The sequence below is a fragment of the Rhizobium sp. BK251 genome, from assembly GCF_004345245.1.
In the GTDB taxonomy this organism is placed as follows: Bacteria; Pseudomonadota; Alphaproteobacteria; order Rhizobiales; family Rhizobiaceae; genus Rhizobium.
In genome coordinates this window covers 540,709-557,934 of sequence record NZ_SLUQ01000005.1, presented here as the reverse complement: position 1 = coordinate 557,934, position 17,226 = coordinate 540,709, and the positions used below count along the sequence as shown (strand labels likewise).

Sequence of the window (17,226 nt, the reverse complement as noted above, 5' to 3'; positions counted from 1 at the left end):
TCAAAGACCGATCTCGCGCGCCCAGGGAGGATTTGCGCCGGCGCGGGAAACGGTAACGGCAGCGGCCTTGGCGCCGAGCGTCAGCGCGTTGCGCAGCGCCTTCTCATCGAGCGTGGCTACCTGCGCCTTGGTCAACAGGCCGTCCATCTTCAACGACGCAAGCACGCCCGCGTCGAAGGTATCGCCCGCACCGACCGTGTCGACAACCGTCACGCGCTCGCTCGGAACCGTGACCTTACGCTCCCTCGTATAGCCCTCGGCGCCTTCCGCGCCCTTGGTGATGACGACGAGCTTGGCGCCGTGCTTCAGCCAGTGGGCAGCAAGATCATCATGATTGCCCTCCAGGCCGAACCAGGCCAGGTCTTCGTCCGAGAATTTGAGGATATCCGACTTGGCCGCCATGCGGCTGATGCGGGCCATATGGGCCTGCTTATTCTTGATGAAGCCGGGGCGGATATTCGGATCGAGCGAGATGACGCGCTTCTCATGCTCGCGCAGAAGCAAGGCTTCGTAAGTCTCTCCACAAGGACTGGGAATAAGGCTGATCGCGCCAAAATGCAGTGCCTCGCAATCGTCGCCGAGCGCCGGCAGGTCATCGGTCGTAATCATGCGGCCAGCCGTGCCTTCGTCATAGAAGGCATAGGTCGCCTGGCCGTTGACGAGCTTGACGAAGGCGATCGTCGACGGACGCGCGGTAATGGCGCAGGGGCCATAATCGACATTGCTGGCCTTCAGAGTGTCGAGAAGGATTTCGCCCATCATGTCGTCGGCGATGCCGGTGAAAAAGGCCGTCGGAACACCGAGGCGCCCGAGCGCGATCGCGGTGTTGAAGATCGCGCCGCCGGCATAGGGCGCAAAGCCCTTTTCGCCGAGAGTCGTCTCCCGCGGCAGCATGTCGATCAAGGCCTCGCCACAGCACAGAATCATGAAAACTCCTCCCGATTGCCTATCTTTCATCAACGGATTAAGCGAGCTTTTGTCAAAACGCTAGAGCGAAAGCTCACTCACGCCGCCGTTGCGACCCGACCAGGCGAGCGGCGCATCCAGAAAGGCTTCGACTTCGGCAAGGGTCGTCTCGTCGAAGAGCTTCTGTTCCCTTGCGACTGCAAGAACGTTCCGCCAGGTGGCGATATAATGCAGCTTCACCTTGCCGTTTGCAAAGCGGAGGGCGCCTTCGTCGAAGATGTCGTAGTAGAAGAGCGCAATGCCGTGATCGACGACGCCGCCGGCGGCTCGCACCGCATCGATGAACTGGAACATGCTGCCGCCGGCCGTCGTCAGATCCTCGATGACGAGCACGCGTGAACCCTCCGGCATGTTGCCTTCGATCTGTGCATTGCGGCCGTGGCCCTTCGGCTTCTTGCGAACATAGACCATCGGCAGGCTGAGCCTGTCTGCGAGCAGTGCCGCAAACGGAATGCCGGCCGTCTCTCCGCCGGCAATGCAATCGAACTGTTCGAAGCCGGCATCGCGCATCACAACGCTGGCGGCGAAGTCCATGACCGTAGAGCGGATGCGCGGGAAGGAAAGCAGCTTGCGGCAATCGATATAGACCGGGCTCGCCATGCCCGAGGAGAGTTTATAGGGCTGTGCAGCATTGAAATGCACCGCCTTGATCTCCCAGAGCATCCTCGCCACGAGCTCCGCCATGACGGTGCGGTCGGTGAATGTCGTCTGGATCATCGCTCTCTCCTTTGGCCAAATTTATCGGCCAATAGCAGCAAGTGCGGCAAGTTTCCAGAACACGAGGCGTCCAAAGATCGAGAATGCCCGCAAAAGCGCCGGAGCCGTTTTGCGGGCAACTTCCCCCAAGCCGGATAGGCCTGTTTCTTCAACGATTTCGCCTTGCGCGCCATCCCCACGTGAATATCGTTGCGGACATGGAACATCTCGAAGCCTTCCAGCGTCTTGCTGTCGCACTCGCCATCGGCCTGCTCGTCGGTGTCGAGCGAGGCTGGCGCGAACGCGAGGTGCGGCCCGGCGGCAGGACCGCAGGCTTGCGCACGTTCGGCCTAACGGGCTTTCTCGGCGGCATTGCGGGAACGCTTCATTCCGCGACCGGCCCGTTCCTTCCGGCGACCATCGCCTTCCTGCTCGGCCTCGTCTACATCGCCGGCAAGTGGCAGGAGGCGGAGGAGGACGATGATTACAGCATCACGACCGTGGTAGCAGCACTTGTCGTTTTCTGTCTCGGCGTTCTTGCCGCGGTCGGGGATGTCGTCACCGCGGCGGCGGGCGGGGTCGTGACCACGGCGGTGCTTGCGGCGCGCGACAGGCTGCACGGCTTCCTGAAGGGACTGACCTGGATCGAGTTACGCTCTGCCCTCGTGCTCCTCGCCATGACGGTCATTGCACTTCCCCTTCTGCCCGACAGGGCGCTCGATCCATGGGGCGCGCTTAATCCCTATTCCCTCTGGCTGCTGACGATCACGATCGCAGCGCTTTCCTTTGCCGGCTACATTGCCATCAAGACGTTGGGCACAAGCCACGGCGTGCTCCTGGCAGGCGCGGCCGGAGGGCTGGTATCGTCCACGGCGCTGACGCTGTCCTTTGCACGATATTCGAAGGATGCGCCGCAAGGATCGACCTATCTTGCTGCGGGTGCGGCGATTGCCGGCGCGCTATCCTGCGGCCGCGTCCTCGTCATCGGCACAGCCTTGTCCCCGAGCATGCTTCTGCCGCTCGCGGCGGGGCTGATCCCGGCGATCGTCGGATTTGTGGCCGCAGCGATCCTGTGGGCCCGGCGTGGGGGCTCGGCACAGAATGTTCCTCACGTCCAACTCAAGAATCCGTTCGAGCTGAGCACGGTGATCTCCTTCGCGCTGCTGCTCGGATTGATCAGCCTCATATCCAAGATCGCCATCGACCATGTCGGCGCGTCGGCGCTCTATGCAGTTGCAGCCATTTCAGGCCTTGTCGACGTGGACGCCATCACTCTTTCCACCGCCCGGCTTGCAGGCTCGACGGTCACGATAGCCACTGCGGCGGAGGTCATTCTCATAGCGGTTGCGGTCAATGTGGCGACAAAGGTCGCGCTTGCCTTCACTGCCGGCAGCCGCCCCTATGCCAGTGCCCTCGCAGCTGCGTCCGGCATCGCGATAGGCCTTGGGGCAATCGGCCACTTTGCGCTTCTGAGCATTCTGCCCTGATAATCGCCACCCGCAGTCTCCGCCGCGCTCGGATGCAGGGGCGAGACGTGATCACATGCCCGACAGCCGTTCGATATCCGCGGGCAACATTTTCTTGTAAAGCGCGATTGCGGCCTCGCCCTCTTTCTCATCCAGCGAGATCGCATACCGCACCGCTGCCGCGAGCAACTGCATCACCAGCCGCGAAACCATGACAAGTTCAGCATCCTGCCGATCCGGCGAGAGCCGCTTGAGCGCCGCAAGCAGGGCCTGGGCGTGAAACTCCATATCCTCGGCATCCACCTCGCGCAGAAGCTTGTCCGCCTGCGTGGCGAACCAGATGTCGCGCATGACCGGCTCGCGGCGGAAAAACTCGTAATACTGATCGGCGATGTCGCACAGCGCCTGCCGCAGTCCAGCGGCGTCGGTCACCTTGGCGAGTTCTGCCTGGACGCATGCCCTACCCTGCTCGTTGAAGCGCTCCGCAAGCGTCCGGATGATCGAGGTCTTGTCAGGGAAGTACTGATAGAGCGCACCGAAAGACAGGTCGGCCTTTTCGACTATCTCGCTCATCTTCAGGGCATCACTGCCATTTCTTTCGATAAGCTCCATGGCCACGGCGAGAATTTTCTCGAAGCGGTCGCGGCCCCGTTTCTGGCTGGGAATGCGACGGAGCTGCCCGCCGTTGTCTGCCCGCCGCCTGCGCCGGGGTGACGACTCTCCATCCATGCCAAACCTCCTGCTGTTGACAAACAAAATAAGAGAGTTTATCTCATTTTGCAAATGAGAGAGTTTCTCCTTTTTGATCAGGGAGTTTCGACATGCAAATTCCGGAAATCATTCTCATTGGCGGAGTTGGGACGCGGGGCGCCTCGGACAGGGATGGGCAGTCTGTGCCCGATCGCAGTCGCAACAGCCGCGTAGCGACAGTGAAACTATGGAGGAAATGACCATGGCCTTCGCTCTTCCCGTCATTCTTATCGCGGCTGCCATCGGTAGCGGCTTGATCGCCGGCATGTTCTTTGCCTTCTCGACCTTCGTCATGACGGCATTTGCAAGGATCCCGGCCGAGCAGGGCATCGCCGCGATGAACTCCATCAATGTGACGATCGTCCGCTCGCCCTTCATGCTGCTCTTCGTTCCGACGGCGCTTCTGTGCATCGCCATTTCGGTGATCGCCATAATGGGCTGGCGCGGCAGCGCCAGCGTGTGGATGCTGGCGGGGGCCGCGTCCTACCTGTTCGCCTCGTTCATTTCGACGATCGTCTTCAACGTCCCCTTGAACGATGCGCTGGCGAAGGTCGGCGGCAGCGATCCTGCCGCCGCGCAGCTATGGGCGACCTACCTTAAAGACTGGACCTGGTGGAACCATGTCCGGACCATCGCTTCGCTGATTTCAGCCATCGCCTTCGTGCGGGCACTGATGATCATCTGAGGAAAAGCTGGAGGGTGCACCTCCCGCGTCAGGTCACTTCCGTTCGCAGAAGGCGATGCGGTTGCTGAAGGGATCGATTACCGTCATCTCGAAACCCCAGGGCGCCTCTTCGACGCCCGGCTTCATGTAGCGATAGTCCTTGGCCGCGAGTTCCGCCTGGTAGGCGCGTACGCCCGTCACCCAGACGAAAGCCTTCGCACCGGGGCTTGCGTCGCCAGAGTGCTCGCTGAGATGCATGATCATGCGATCACGCGATACCTGGCAATAGAGGGGAAAGTTGTCTCCGAAGCGATGCTCCCAATCGAGCGTGAAGCCGAGAAAGCCGCAATAGAACTCCATGGCCTTTTCCACGGAGAAGATGCGGAAGATCGGGATCGGCGGCTCGATACTGGGGCGATTGGTGCTGCCGGCTGCGGCCGAGGCCGCCTCGATCCTGGCAGACAGGATATTCCATTCGTCGAAGCCGAACTGGGCGGCGACGATCTCCAGCGCTTCGCTGTGGGAAATAGGCGTATTGCGATCGGCGAAGGCCTGTCTGAGGGCCTTGGCCATAAGCTTCGCGTCGCGAAAATCGCGCATTGGTTCATCCTTCCTCTGGCGACGAACGGCAAGATCAGTGCCCGCTCTGCTGATCCGTTCGCCATCAAAGCCAAGCGGCAAGGATGTGAGGGATGTCGTGTGGATGCATTCACCATTGCGCCCGAGGGCGCCGCGGGTCGGCTGGCCGCATCCGGCCGCCTGCCACATTATGGCAGAGGTCGATGCCGATCAAGATGCGCTTCGCGACGCATCCGAAGCGACGGCATGGAGATAGCTGCCGACTTCGATGCGGTTGCGACCGCCCCTCTTGGCCGCGTAAAGTGCGTTGTCGGCACCGCTCAACATGGCGTCGAAGCTGAGCGGCTGGCCGGACGCGGTGACGACACCAACGCTGACGGTGCATTTCACCACCTTGCCGTCGCAATTCATCTCGCGCGCCTCGAACGAGCTTCGCACGCGTTCGGCGATGATCTCGGCCCTGCCGGGCAGCACGCCGCGCAGGACGAGGGCGAACTCTTCGCCACCGAGGCGGGCAGCAGTATCCACCGTCCTGCAGTTGGCCGAGAGCACGTCGGCGAAGGCCTTCAGCACGCGGTCGCCAACCGCATGACCATATTGGTCGTTGACGGTCTTGAACCGGTCGACGTCGAAGAGGATCACAGCGGTCGAAGCATCGACCGGCCGTTCGCCGTGAAGGTCGAAAAGTGCCCGCCGGTTCAGGAGACCGGTCAGGGGATCGGTTATCGCATCGAGGCGATGGCGCGCAGCCAGCCGCCATTGGTGCAGCGCAAGCGAGAGGGCGCCGATACCGGTCATGCCGGCGATGCAAATGGCGAGGCTCAGATCCTCGGCCCAGTTGTTCGGCGCCGCGCCAAGAACGCGCTTGCCGTTCCAGATGAGGACTGCAGCGCAGATCATGAAGGAAATCGATGTCAGGGTATAAAGCGCGGTGATGCCCATGACCGGCACCGGCGCCTCCTGACGTCCGCGCCAGTATTCACGGGCCGTCTCCAGCAGGAGAATAGCTATCACGAGATTCTCGAAGATGAAGGCAAGCCCGTCAAAGCCAACCAGCATGGGCGGAATCACGATGGCCATTGCCGCAACCATGCGCAGCCCGACCAGCCCACGCGGCAGCCGCCCCGTCCGAAACTGGTACGCCGCACCCCAGATGACCGAAAAGCCGGAGAGGAGCAGCGCAAAATTTGCAAGGCCAATGCCGAGGCCGGGCTCCCCTACATAGAGGCTGTAGACAAAGATGCCGGCGACAACGAGGACGAGACCGAAGGTGCAGGTGAGAAGGAAAGTTTCCGTTCGGCGGGCGAGCCAGCTACCCATGAGCGTGATCGCCAGGCAGGTGGCGGACACACCAAGCGCCAGGAGAAGGGAACTATAATCAAGCGTCTGCATCCATTCTCCACGGCATGAACCGCTCCGCAACGACCTCAAAGGGAGGCTAGCGCGGCAGTCGTATCGAATGTGTTACGTTCCCCGTAAAAATTTATGGAAATTCCAAGCCATTAGCGGCGATCAAATCTCCACGTCCCAATGAAGCGGGAACATCGGATCGAAGACCGTCACGGTCCCCGCCCCTGTCTCGATCTTCGGCGGAAAGGCAACGGCCTCATCCCGCCGCATGAGCGTGATCTTCTCCTCGTTCGGAGCAAGGCCGTACCAGGCCGGGCCGTTCAGCGAGGCGAAGGCCTCCAGGCGATCAAGGCTGCTCTCCTGCTCGAAGACATGGGCAAGGCAACTCATCGTGTTGATCGAGGTGTAGATGCCGGCGCAGCCGCAGGCGCACTCCTTGAGCGGGTCGACGTGCGGCGCCGAATCTGTGCCGAGGAAGAAGCGTGCGTCGCCACTCGTTGCCGCTGCACGCAAGGCGAGGCGATGGTTCTCCCGCTTGGCGACCGGCAGGCAATAGTAATGCGGCCTGATACCGCCTACCAGAATGGCGTTGCGATTAATGATCAGGTGATGCGTGGTGATCGACCCGGCAAGGTTGGCCCTGGCGGACTTGATGTAGTTGACACCGTCTTCGGTCGTCACATGCTCCATCGTCACCTTGAGCTCCGGCAGGCGGCGGCGCAGCGGATCGAGCACGGTCTCGATGAAGACCGCCTCCCGGTCGAAAATATCGACCTCGGGCGTCGTGACCTCGCCATGCACACAAAGCGGCAAGCCGATTTTCGCCATCCGCTCGAGGACGGGCATCGCCTTTTCGATATCGCGGACACCGCCATGCGAATTGGTGGTGGCGCCAGCGGGATAGAGCTTGACGGCCGTGATGAGACCGCTTCGCTTGCCTTCCTCCACATCATCAGGGCTGGTGTGCTCCGTCAGATAGAGCGTCATCAGCGGCTCGAAGCGATCGCCCTTCGGCAGGGCCTTCATGATGCGCTCGCGATAGCCCATCGCGTCCGCCGTCGTGACGACCGGCGGCACAAGATTTGGCATGATGATGGCGCGGGCGAAATGGCGGCTGGTATCGCCGATCACACCTTCGAGCATGGCGCCGTCGCGCAGATGAAGGTGCCAGTCATCGGGGCGACGGATGGTGAGCCTTTGCATCGAAAAATCTCCACTGCGAACGTCATTGCGATCGGCCGGGTGGGATTAGCACTCGAACTCAGGTCATGACAACCGCCCAGGCATCGCCAAGCGCATCATTATAGCGTCAAACCGCGGGACCGAATTGATTTGCTCCGAGCGTCCCCTCCTGGATGTACCAGTAGATCAGGATGACCCAGCCGGCGAGCGGAATGAACCCGATCAGCAGCCACCAGCCGGAGCGATCGATATCGTGAAGCCGGCGGACGGCGACGGCGAGGCCCGGCAGGAAGACGGCCAGTGAATAGACAATCGCCAGCACATCACCATTCGTGAAAGCAGCGTCGATCAAGCCGGCGACGAAAGAAAGAACTATATTGAAAAGCGCGAACCACCAGAATTCGGATCGGGGTGCGCGCCCGCGGAACACGGCATATTTCGAGAAGACGGAGCCAACGGCCTCGGTGAACGTCATGAAATCCCCCCATGAGCGAGTGGCATCACTCGACACATGAGAGTTGCAGCGATTCCCACTCAACCGCAATAGTGGCAGCAAGCCATTCGCTAGCGGCTCGATGACGCCGGGCGTCAGGCAATCTCCAAGGTCACGTCCGCCGGCCGGCGATTGGCCAGGATCAGGCGACCGTTCGGCAGATCGTTGCCATATACCTTGGCGCTCGCTTCGTCTTCGCTGAGCTTGTAGCCGCGCCAGCGCGCCCAGAGCCGCTCCTCGAGCACCTCGATCGGCGGGGCAAGCATGACCGAGTAGTCGAACACGCCTTCCAGCTCCGCCCACTTGCCGAGGCTGAAGAGGAGATAGTTGCCCTCGACGATGATGAAGCGGTGCTCCGGCGAAACGATGCGGGCCGACGCGATCGCAAGCTCCCGAGAACGGTCGAAAACCGGAACCAGGACCTCCTCATTGGCCGCCCGCACGGCTTTTATGATATCGAGGAAAGCACGGACATCGAAGCTTTCCGGAACGCCCTTGCGGGCCAGGAGGCCCTTCTCCACAAGGACGGCGTTGTCCATATGGAAGCCGTCCATCGGAAGGACTTCAGCACTCTCGCCGCAGTCGCGCAGCAGCGCGGCGAGAGCATCGGCCATGGTCGACTTGCCGGAACCGGGTGGCCCCGCGATGGCGATGAGGAAACGCCGCGCATCGCTCGCCCTTCCGATGATCTCGTCGGCTATCTCCCCCAGCGCCGGACTCATGCAGCAACCGGCTCCGAAGGTGCCGCCTTTGCGCCCGTCATGAAGGCGACGGCGTCCGACATCGTATATTCCTTCGGATTGATGACGGTTAGCCGGCGGCCCAGGCGGTGGATGTGGATACGGTCAGCCACCTCGAAGACATGCGGCATATTATGCGAGATCAGCACGATCGGCAGGCCACGTGCCCGCACGTCCAGGATCAGTTCGAGCACGCGTCGGCTTTCCTTGACGCCGAGAGCGGCCGTTGGCTCGTCGAGAATGACAACCTTGGAGCCGAAGGCGGCCGCGCGTGCCACAGCCACGCCTTGGCGCTGGCCACCCGAGAGTGTTTCAACCGCCTGGTTGATATTCTGGATGGTCATCAGCCCCAGTTCGGAGAGTTTCGTGCGGGCGAATTTCTCCATGGCCGTGCGATCGAGGCTGCGGAAGACCGATCCCAAGATGCCAGGCTTGCGAAGCTCTCGACCAAGGAACAGGTTGTCCGCGATCGACAGCGCCGGCGAAAGCGCAAGGTTCTGGTAGACCGTTTCGATGCCGGCCTTGCGCGCCTCAATCGGCGAGCGGAAGTGAATCGGCTGTCCATCGAGGCGGATCTCGCCCTCATCCGGCCTGACGGCACCCGAGAGTGCCTTGATCAGGGATGACTTGCCTGCGCCGTTGTCGCCTATGACCGCCAGGATTTCTCCGGGGTAGAGATCGAAATCGGCGTTGTCCAGGGCCGTGACACGACCGTAGCGCTTAACCAGACCACGCGCCGTGAGAATGGGTTCTTGAGCCATCAGCCTGCTACCTTTCTGATCCACTGGTCGATCGCAACAGCGATGATGATGAGCATGCCGATCAGCAGGTAGGTCCATTGCGGATCGGTGCCGATGAGCCTGAGGCCCAGCGAGAACACGCCGACGATAAGGGCGCCGAAAAGCATGCCGAGAATGGATCCTCGCCCGCCGAAGAGCGAGATGCCGCCGATCACCACTGCGGTGATGGATTCGATGTTTGCAAACTGGCCCGCCGTCGGGGAAACCGAACCGATGCGTCCGATCAGCGCCCAGCCACCGAGCGCGCAGATGAGACCGGAGAGCACATAGACCGCCACGAGCATCCGCTTGACATTGACACCGGCAAGTTCCGCAGCGTCGGGGTCATCACCAACCGCATAGACGTGCCGTCCCCAGGCCGTGCGGTTCAGCACGTACCAGAGCACTGCGACGAGAAGGACCATGGCGATGACGCCGTAGGTGAACACCGCGCCGCCGACGCGGAAAGTCGCACCGAAGAACTGCAGGATGGGGGCGTTCGTCTCGATGTCCTGCGCCCTTATGGTTTCGTTGGCAGAATAGAGGAAATTCCCCGCCAGCACGATTTGCCACATACCGAGCGTTACGATGAACGGCGGCAGCTTCATGCGGGCAACGAGAAACCCGTTGATGTAGCCGCACAGGGCACCAACCGCGAACCCGCAAAGGATCGCCAGCGAGGGTGGCAGGCCATAACGGAACGTGAATTGCCCCATGACAACCGACGACAGCACCATGATGGCGCCAACCGAAAGGTCGATGCCGGCCGTCAGGATGACCAGCGTCTGGGCCGCGCCGATGATACCGGTAATCGCGACCTGCTGGAGAATGAGGGTCAGCGTGAATGCCGAGAAGAACTTGCCTCCGAGAATGAGCCCAAAGACTATCAGCGACATCACCAGAACGATAAGCGGCACCGCGGCAGGGCTCGAATGCAGGAAGTGCTGCAGCTTCTGCAGTGGCGTCTTTTCATGGGTGTCGAACGACGCAACTTGCGTCGAACTGTTTGCCAGGCTCTTCTCGAAATCCTGCCCTGCTTGCGTGGCCGTATTTGGCTCGACCATGGAAACCTCCCGCTTGGCTTTGCTCCAGGGATCGCGCGTCCGTCGCCGACAGGCGCCATCGTTCCCGGAGGCTGAATGTTTGCCGCCCGTTCGAATGCGGGGCGTTTTTAATGAAGGGCGGCCGGGGCCGCCCTTGCTTGCGATTCTTCAAGTCATGCGCGGGACATCAGCCCCAGCACTTGTCCGCGCCGGCTTTCGTATCGATCGACTCGATGCCTGCCGCCGGCTTGTCCGTCACGAGAGAGACGCCCGTGTCGAAGAAGTTCTTGCCTTCGGTCGGCTTCGGCTTCTCGCCCGTGTCGGCAAACTTCTTGATGGCCTCGATGCCGAGGGCAGCCATCTGCAGCGGATACTGCTGCGACGTTGCGCCGATCACACCTTCGGCTACGTTCTTGACACCTGGGCAACCGCCGTCAACCGAGACGATCAGGACGTCCTTTTCGCGGCCGACTGCCTTCAGCGACTCGAAGGCGCCAGCGGCTGCCGGCTCATTGATCGTATAGACGACGTTGAGGGTCGGATCCTTCTGGAGAAGATTCTCCATCGCGGTGCGCCCGCCTTCTTCATTGCCGTTGGTCACATCAAAGCCAACGATGCGCGCATCGTCTTCGTCACCGATCTTGTTGACATCCTTGGTGTCGATGCCAAAGCCGGTCATGAAGCCCTGATTACGCAGGACGCCAACGGTCGGCTGGGACGGGGTCAGGTCAAGGAAGGCAACCTTGGCATCCTTGGCAGCGTCGCCGAGGGTGGCGGCGGCCCACTGGCCGATAAGCTTGCCAGCGAGAAAATTGTCGGTGGCAAAGGTCGAGTCGGCTGCATCGACCGGGTCGAGCGGCGTATCGAGAGCGATGACCAGAATGCCGGCGTCACGCGCCTTCTTGACCACGGGCACGATGCCCTTGGTGTCGGATGCCGTCAAAAGGATGCCCTTGGCACCATCGGCAATGCAGGTTTCGATTGCCGCGACCTGGCTTTCGCTGTCACCGTCAATCTTGCCGGCATAGGACTTCAGCGTCACGCCGAGTTCCTTGGCCTTGGCAGTCGCACCCTCTTTCATCTTGACGAAGAAGGGGTTGGTGTCAGTCTTCGTGATGAGGCATGCCGAGACATCGGCTGCCTGCGCGGGAACGGCGAATACCACGCCAAGCGCAAGCGCGGCGAAAGCCGCCGAGACCACAGATTTCTTCATCTAATCCTCCCAAATATGGATCTGTCCGTTCAATGTCGAGGAAGAGGGAAAGCCGATCCACTCAGTACAGCCTTATGACCCCCCAAAGGTCCGGCCTCGTCCTCCACGAGGTCAATTAAGAGCGGAAACGAATTCCCTTGTCAATAAATAAATCCAATTGAATTATTAATTGGATGTGGCATGCTGCCCAAATATAAGGCATAGGCCAATGTAGAGGGAGGAATCGGCCGATGTCGTCTTCGAGCGATTCGGTTCGCGCCACCGCGCAACCGCAAATTACGGATCCCAGCGGATCCAACCAGATTCGCGTGCGTGCCTATAACGAACGGCTCGTGCTGTCGCTCGTGCGCCGTCATAGTGCCCTTTCCAAGGCGGACATTGCACGACGCACCGGTCTTTCGGCACAGACCGTCTCCGTCATCATGCGGGCATTGGAAAAGGAGGGCCTGCTCTCCCGTGGTGATCCCGTCCGCGGCCGGGTCGGCCAGCCTTCGACGCCGATGCGCCTCAATCCCGACGCGGTCTATTCCTTCGGCGTGAAGATCGGCCGGCGCAGTGCCGACCTGGTGCTCATGGATTTCGTGGGCCGCATCCGCCTGCAGTTGCACCAGACCTATGCCTATCCGCTGCCACAGGAGATCATGGCGTTCATTACCTCGGGGATAAAAAAGATCGAGGCACGCATCGACGAAGAGCAGCTGCGACGCATCGCCGGCATCGGCATCGCCGCACCCTTCGAATTGTGGAACTGGGCCGAGGAGGTCGGCGCACCGCAAGGCGCGATGGACGTATGGCGCGGCTTCGACCTGCAGGCGGAAGTGGCGCTCAGGGTTTCCTATCCGGTCTTTCTGCAGAACGACGCCACGAGCGCCTGCGGCGCCGAACTTGTGTTCGGGGTCGGCCACGGCTACCAGGATTTCGTCTATTTCTTCATCGGCTCGTTCATCGGTGGCGGTATCGTCATCAACGGCTCGATCTTCGTTGGTCGGTCGGGCACGGCTGGCGCCGTCGGCCCCCTCCCGGTGCGCGACAAGGACGGCGAGACGCGCCAGCTCCTGGAGATCGCCTCGATATTCGTGCTCGAGAACATCCTGCGGGAACACGGGTTGGACCCGCAGCCACTGTGGTACTCCGCCGATGACTGGATCGACTTTGGCCCGCCCTTGGAAAAGTGGATCCACGACACCGCAAAGGCCCTGGCGCAGGCCATCGTTGCGGCGGCGTCAATCATCGACTTCTCGGCCGCGGTCATCGACGGCGGCTTTCCGCCCTGGATACGCGAACGGATCGTTACCGCCACGATCAAGGAGGTCTCCGAGCTCGACCTTCAGGGCGTCCTGATGCCGGATATCATCGAGGGAGCAGTCGGCGCCCAGGCCCGGGCGATCGGCGGCGCAAGCCTGCCGATCTTCGCCCGCTATCTCATCGACCAGAATGTACTCTTCAAGGAGATCGAAAATGTTGAAGGGGCTTGATCCGCTGCTCAGTCCCGAGCTCCTGGCAACTCTCAGGGCAATGGGGCACGGCGACGAGATCGCCATCGTCGACGGCAATTATCCCGGCGCCGAGCATGCGCGCCGCCTCATCCGGCTCGACGGCCACCCGCTCATACCGGTTCTCGATGCAGTGCTCAGCGTGCTGCCGATCGACGACTTCGTCCCGGAAGCGATCTTCCGGGCAACAGTCGGGGCAGATCGCGACACGCTCGATGCAGTCCACGAGGAAATGGTCGCCTGCTGCGCCAGGCACGAGCCGGACCAGCGGGTCGTTCCGCTCGTCGGCCAGGATTTTTATGGTCGGGTCAGAGCCGCCTACGCCGTCATCCAGACGAGCGAGCCGCGCCTCTACGCCAACATCATCCTGCGCAAGGGCGTGATCCGCGGGGGCGAGACGATAACGCCCGCCAGCACCGACATCGACCCTTTCCTGATGTGACCGGCCGGCCGCCAGTCCGGATTGCGAGCTAGCGACGCGGCGCGCCGATGTCGCCTGCTGAGGGTCCCCAGACGTCGGTCAGCGCAAATCCGTCCGCCATGGGATCGAAGGGATCGAGCGCAACCTGCGAGAGGCCGAAGGTGAAGCCTCGCCCGGCAATCGTGGGTATGATTGCAGGACGGCCGGCAACCTCGGTCACGGCTTGCAGACCGACCTCGAATTCCGATCCGATGATCGACTTCGACTTGAAGATATCGCCGACCTTGGCAGTGCCGCGCGCATGGCGCGTTGCCAGATTGGCTGAATTGCCGGTGCCGCAGGGCGAGCGATCGACGCGTCCCGGCCACATCGTGGTGCAGGTCCTGACCGTGCCATCGGCTTCGATATCGCGGAACATGACATAGGCGACACCGGAGATTTCCGGGATCTCCGGATGGACGACCGAGATGCTGCGGTTGATCATGTCCTTGAGGACCATGCCGGCCTGCACCAGCGCAGCCGCATTCGCCTTTTCGATCTTCATGCCGATCTGGCCGACATCGACCAGCGCATAGAAGATGCCGCCATAGCAGAGATCGACGCTGATCCTGCCCCAGTCTGGCGTGTCGATCGCCACGTCGAGCTCATGCACGAAGGCCGGAACCATTGTGAGCTTCACCTTCTCGCAGCGCCCGTCGCGGCAGGTCGCAGTCGCCTTGACCAGACCGGCGGCCGTTTCGAGCGTTACGATCGTTTCCGGCTCCTTCATCTCGACGATGCCGGATTCGAGGAGCGCCGTCGTGACACAGATGGAATTCGAGCCGGAGCTTGCATGCGCCTGATCAGGCTGCAGGATGATGAACGCGGCATCGGCATCCGGATGCTTCGGCGGCAGCAGCAGATTGACGGAGCCGATCGGCGCGCCGCGCGGCTCGAGGCACAGGAAGCGACGAAGCTCGTCACCCTTTGGATCGGTGTTCAGCCAGCGAAGTTGGGCCGCGATCGTGTCACCCGGAATTTTCGGCACGCCGCCAATCGCGACGCGGCCGATCTCACCCTCGGCATGGACGTCCAGCAGCTGGATCGTGCGCTTCCATCTCATCTCTCAAACTCCAATCAGACGTGGCGGGTGACGCCGCCATCAACGCGGATGTTCTGCCCGGTAATGTAGCCGGCACCGTCCGATAGCAGGAAGGCCGCGGTCTTGGCGATCTCCTGCATGTGGCCGATGCGCTTCATCGGGATCTTGTCGGCGGTTTCCGGCTTGTGGTTCAGGCTGTCGATATAGCCCGGCAGGATGCAGTTCATGCGGATATTGTCAGCCGCATAGCGATCCGAATAAAGCTTGGTGAAGGCGCCCGCCGCCGCCCGATAGGCGCAGGAAACCGGGAAGACAAGCGACGGCTCATACGCGGCGAAGGTGGTGATATTGACGAAGGCGCCCTTGCCCTGCTTCAGCATGACCGGCGTCACCAGTCGCGCCATGCGGACCACGCTCAGCACCATCATATCGGAACCAAGGGTCCACATCTCGTCGGTGATGTCCAGCAGGTCACCCTTCGGGGGATGACCGGTGTGATTGACGACCGCATCGATGCGGCCATAGGTCTTCATCGTCAGGTCGAAGATCGCCTGGATATCCTCCGCCTTTTCCGCAACACCGCGGGAAGCTACGCCGTCCAGTTCGGCGGCAAGCTTTTCGCAACTTTCCGAAGGCGACATCAGCGCCAGCCGATAGCCCCCCGAGTGAAGTTCACGGGCAATCGCCTCGCCCATGCCGCGGCCGCCGCCGGTGATCAATGCAACGGGTCTGTCGGTGTTGGGCATGGCTTTCCTCCTAGAAGCGGTTGATGCGGAACGGCGTCATGTCGATCGCCGACGTTTCACCCGTCACCATATCGGCGACAAGCTGCGCTGTCGTGGCCGAATAGGTGAGGCCGAGATGGCCGTGGCCGGTCGCGTAGAAGACGCCGGGCACACGGGAAGATGGCGATATCACGGGGATCGTATCCGGAAGAGCCGGCCGATGGCCCATCCAGTCGCTTGCCTCCTCTACCTTGAGGTCGGGCAAAATGCGTTGGGCATGGCGCACGAGCACGCGCGGACGGCGGTAATCAGGCGGAGCGTCCAGACCGGCGAGCTCGACATTGCCGCCAACGCGGATGCCGCCCGCGGTCGGCGTCACCATGAAGGCGCGATGCGGCCAGATGATCGAATAGCCCATCGAAATGCCGGGCCTCATGATCTGCGTGTGATAGCCGCGTTCGGTTTCGAGCGGTATCGGTTCGCCCAGCCTTTCGGCAACGAAACGCGTGCGAACGCCCGCAGCGAGGACTACCGAAGCAGCTTCCAGATGCCGCCCGTCCTCCAGAGCCACGGCAATGCGACCATCGGCCTTGCGTTCGATAGTCCGCACCGAAGCGGAGACGACGTCGGCGCCAAGCGCCTTGGCCGTATCGACCACCTTGAGGACAAGGCGATAAGGATCGCGGATCGACTTGTTGTCGGGCAGCAGGACCGCCTTGGCCACGACCGGCGAAAGCGCCGGTTCAAGATGGCGGGCGGCGGCGCCGCTCAGGACCTGATGCTCGAAGCCATAGCGCCGCATCATCTCGAGATGGCCGCGGTCGCCGGCAAACTCCGCCTCGGTTTCATAGATCGCGAGGCACCCCTCCTCGGTCATCAATTCCGGCGCGCCGATCGTCTGCAGCATGGCCCGGAAATCGACGAGCGCCCGGCCCGAAAGAGCCATGCCGGCATCCTCGATCTCGCGCAGCCGCGACGGGCGCCCGGCCGCGACGAAGCGGAGGAACCAAGGGAGCATCCTTAGCGCATAAGACGGGCGTAGCCAGACCGGGCCTTCCGGATCAAGCAGCCAGCGCGGGATCTTCCGCCAGGTCGAAGGCCCCGACCCCGCCGCGAAATCGAGCGCGATGCTCGCCATGTTGCCGAAGGAGGCGCCCTTGCCCGGCTCGTCCCTGTCGATCAGCGTTACCTGCCGCCCGCGCCGCTGCAACTCGAGGGCAATCGCTGCACCGATGATGCCCGCGCCGACCACGATAGCCGTCTGCCCTGCTTCTTCCCTCATTGCCTTCACCCGTATGCAGCAGAATAGAGCCGAATGCCCGTGCGTCTGTGATATATCAGGCGACATTGGTACGGTAAATCGGTGATGTGTGCAACGGTCGCATCATCGGCCGGCACCGACATCTCGCACGTCGATGGTGACCGATGGGATTTTCTTCCCGAGGTTTGCGGGGTGGCCATCCCTGCCACTTCGCCGCCAACCTTTGCGCCTGGAGTCAGACGACAGGGATGTGTCGACAGCGTCTATCGCCTGCACGTCCTCTTCTCGCCCAAGAAAAGCATTGCCCGGCGCTCGACCTCAACT

At 61.9% G+C, this 17,226-nt stretch carries 18 protein-coding genes; 4 read left to right on the top strand and 14 right to left on the bottom strand.

Annotated features, from left to right (window positions below):
* Both EV286_RS15555 and EV286_RS15550 read right to left on the bottom strand, forming a co-directional pair.
* Positions 1-927, bottom strand: coding sequence for a carbohydrate kinase (locus tag EV286_RS15555; protein ID WP_132958033.1), 927 nt, complete (start codon positions 925-927; stop codon positions 1-3).
* Between the two features lie 60 nt (positions 928-987).
* On the bottom strand, positions 988-1,683 hold the full coding sequence (locus EV286_RS15550) for an orotate phosphoribosyltransferase (RefSeq protein ID WP_132958032.1): 696 nt from the start codon (positions 1,681-1,683) through the stop codon (positions 988-990).
* 197 nt (positions 1,684-1,880) lie between these two features.
* Between EV286_RS15550 and EV286_RS15545 the strand changes: the two genes are divergently transcribed.
* Entirely contained in the window at positions 1,881-3,149 is a 1,269-nt protein-coding gene (locus EV286_RS15545; RefSeq protein WP_132958031.1) for an MgtC/SapB family protein, read from the top strand.
* A gap of 51 nt (positions 3,150-3,200) precedes the next feature.
* On the opposite strand, the gene EV286_RS15540 is transcribed toward EV286_RS15545, so the two are convergent.
* Entirely contained in the window at positions 3,201-3,857 is a 657-nt protein-coding gene (locus EV286_RS15540; protein WP_132958030.1) for a TetR/AcrR family transcriptional regulator, read from the bottom strand.
* Positions 3,858-4,080: 223 nt separating this feature from the next.
* On the opposite strand from EV286_RS15540, the gene EV286_RS15535 reads away from it, so the two are divergent.
* Positions 4,081-4,563, top strand: coding sequence for an anthrone oxygenase family protein (locus EV286_RS15535; RefSeq protein ID WP_132958029.1), 483 nt, complete (start codon positions 4,081-4,083; stop codon positions 4,561-4,563).
* A 33-nt stretch (positions 4,564-4,596) separates the two neighbouring features.
* On the opposite strand, the gene EV286_RS15530 is transcribed toward EV286_RS15535, so the two are convergent.
* The 8 genes from EV286_RS15530 to EV286_RS15495 all read right to left on the bottom strand — a co-directional run bounded on the left by EV286_RS15530 (position 4,597) and on the right by EV286_RS15495 (position 11,921).
* A complete protein-coding gene (locus EV286_RS15530; RefSeq protein WP_132958028.1) occupies positions 4,597-5,142 on the bottom strand; it encodes a glyoxalase superfamily protein in 546 nt (181 codons plus the stop codon).
* 189 nt (positions 5,143-5,331) lie between these two features.
* A complete protein-coding gene (locus EV286_RS15525) occupies positions 5,332-6,513 on the bottom strand; it encodes a GGDEF domain-containing protein (protein ID WP_132958027.1) in 1,182 nt (393 codons plus the stop codon).
* Positions 6,514-6,633: 120 nt separating this feature from the next.
* A complete protein-coding gene (pyrC, locus tag EV286_RS15520; protein ID WP_132958026.1) occupies positions 6,634-7,674 on the bottom strand; it encodes a dihydroorotase in 1,041 nt (346 codons plus the stop codon).
* 106 nt (positions 7,675-7,780) lie between these two features.
* A complete protein-coding gene (locus tag EV286_RS15515) occupies positions 7,781-8,128 on the bottom strand; it encodes a DUF805 domain-containing protein (RefSeq protein ID WP_132958025.1) in 348 nt (115 codons plus the stop codon).
* 113 nt (positions 8,129-8,241) lie between these two features.
* Positions 8,242-8,868: a nucleoside triphosphate hydrolase gene (locus EV286_RS15510; RefSeq protein WP_132958024.1), complete on the bottom strand. Its 627-nt coding sequence runs from the start codon at positions 8,866-8,868 to the stop codon at positions 8,242-8,244.
* Positions 8,865-9,647, bottom strand: a complete 783-nt coding sequence (locus EV286_RS15505) for an ATP-binding cassette domain-containing protein (RefSeq protein ID WP_132958023.1) — start codon at positions 9,645-9,647, stop codon at positions 8,865-8,867. The genes EV286_RS15510 and EV286_RS15505 overlap by 4 nt, the downstream gene beginning before the upstream one ends.
* A complete protein-coding gene (locus EV286_RS15500) occupies positions 9,647-10,729 on the bottom strand; it encodes an ABC transporter permease (RefSeq protein WP_132958022.1) in 1,083 nt (360 codons plus the stop codon). The genes EV286_RS15505 and EV286_RS15500 overlap by 1 nt, the downstream gene beginning before the upstream one ends.
* Before the next feature lie 166 nt (positions 10,730-10,895).
* Positions 10,896-11,921 (bottom strand): sugar ABC transporter substrate-binding protein, encoded by a 1,026-nt coding sequence (locus EV286_RS15495; RefSeq protein WP_132958021.1) that lies wholly within the window; start codon positions 11,919-11,921, stop codon positions 10,896-10,898.
* Positions 11,922-12,151: 230 nt separating this feature from the next.
* On the opposite strand from EV286_RS15495, the gene EV286_RS15490 reads away from it, so the two are divergent.
* Together EV286_RS15490 and EV286_RS15485 are read left to right on the top strand one after the other, a co-directional pair.
* Complete coding sequence (locus EV286_RS15490) at positions 12,152-13,396, top strand: ROK family transcriptional regulator (RefSeq protein ID WP_132958020.1); 1,245 nt, start codon at positions 12,152-12,154, stop codon at positions 13,394-13,396.
* Complete coding sequence (locus EV286_RS15485; protein ID WP_132958019.1) at positions 13,380-13,856, top strand: RbsD/FucU domain-containing protein; 477 nt, start codon at positions 13,380-13,382, stop codon at positions 13,854-13,856. Before EV286_RS15490 ends, EV286_RS15485 begins: the two co-directional genes overlap by 17 nt.
* Positions 13,857-13,884: 28 nt before the next feature.
* On the opposite strand, the gene EV286_RS15480 is transcribed toward EV286_RS15485, so the two are convergent.
* From EV286_RS15480 to EV286_RS15470, 3 genes are read right to left on the bottom strand one after another with little or no spacing between them, the layout of a single operon-like run.
* Positions 13,885-14,937 (bottom strand): 4-hydroxyproline epimerase, encoded by a 1,053-nt coding sequence (locus EV286_RS15480; RefSeq protein ID WP_132958018.1) that lies wholly within the window; start codon positions 14,935-14,937, stop codon positions 13,885-13,887.
* Positions 14,938-14,951: 14 nt separating this feature from the next.
* The gene (locus EV286_RS15475) at positions 14,952-15,662 is read right to left on the bottom strand and encodes an SDR family oxidoreductase (RefSeq protein WP_132958017.1); all 711 of its coding nucleotides are present in this window, start codon (positions 15,660-15,662) and stop codon (positions 14,952-14,954) included.
* Positions 15,663-15,672: 10 nt separating this feature from the next.
* A complete protein-coding gene (locus EV286_RS15470; protein ID WP_132958016.1) occupies positions 15,673-16,923 on the bottom strand; it encodes an FAD-dependent oxidoreductase in 1,251 nt (416 codons plus the stop codon).
* Positions 16,924-17,226: the final 303 nt, after the last annotated feature.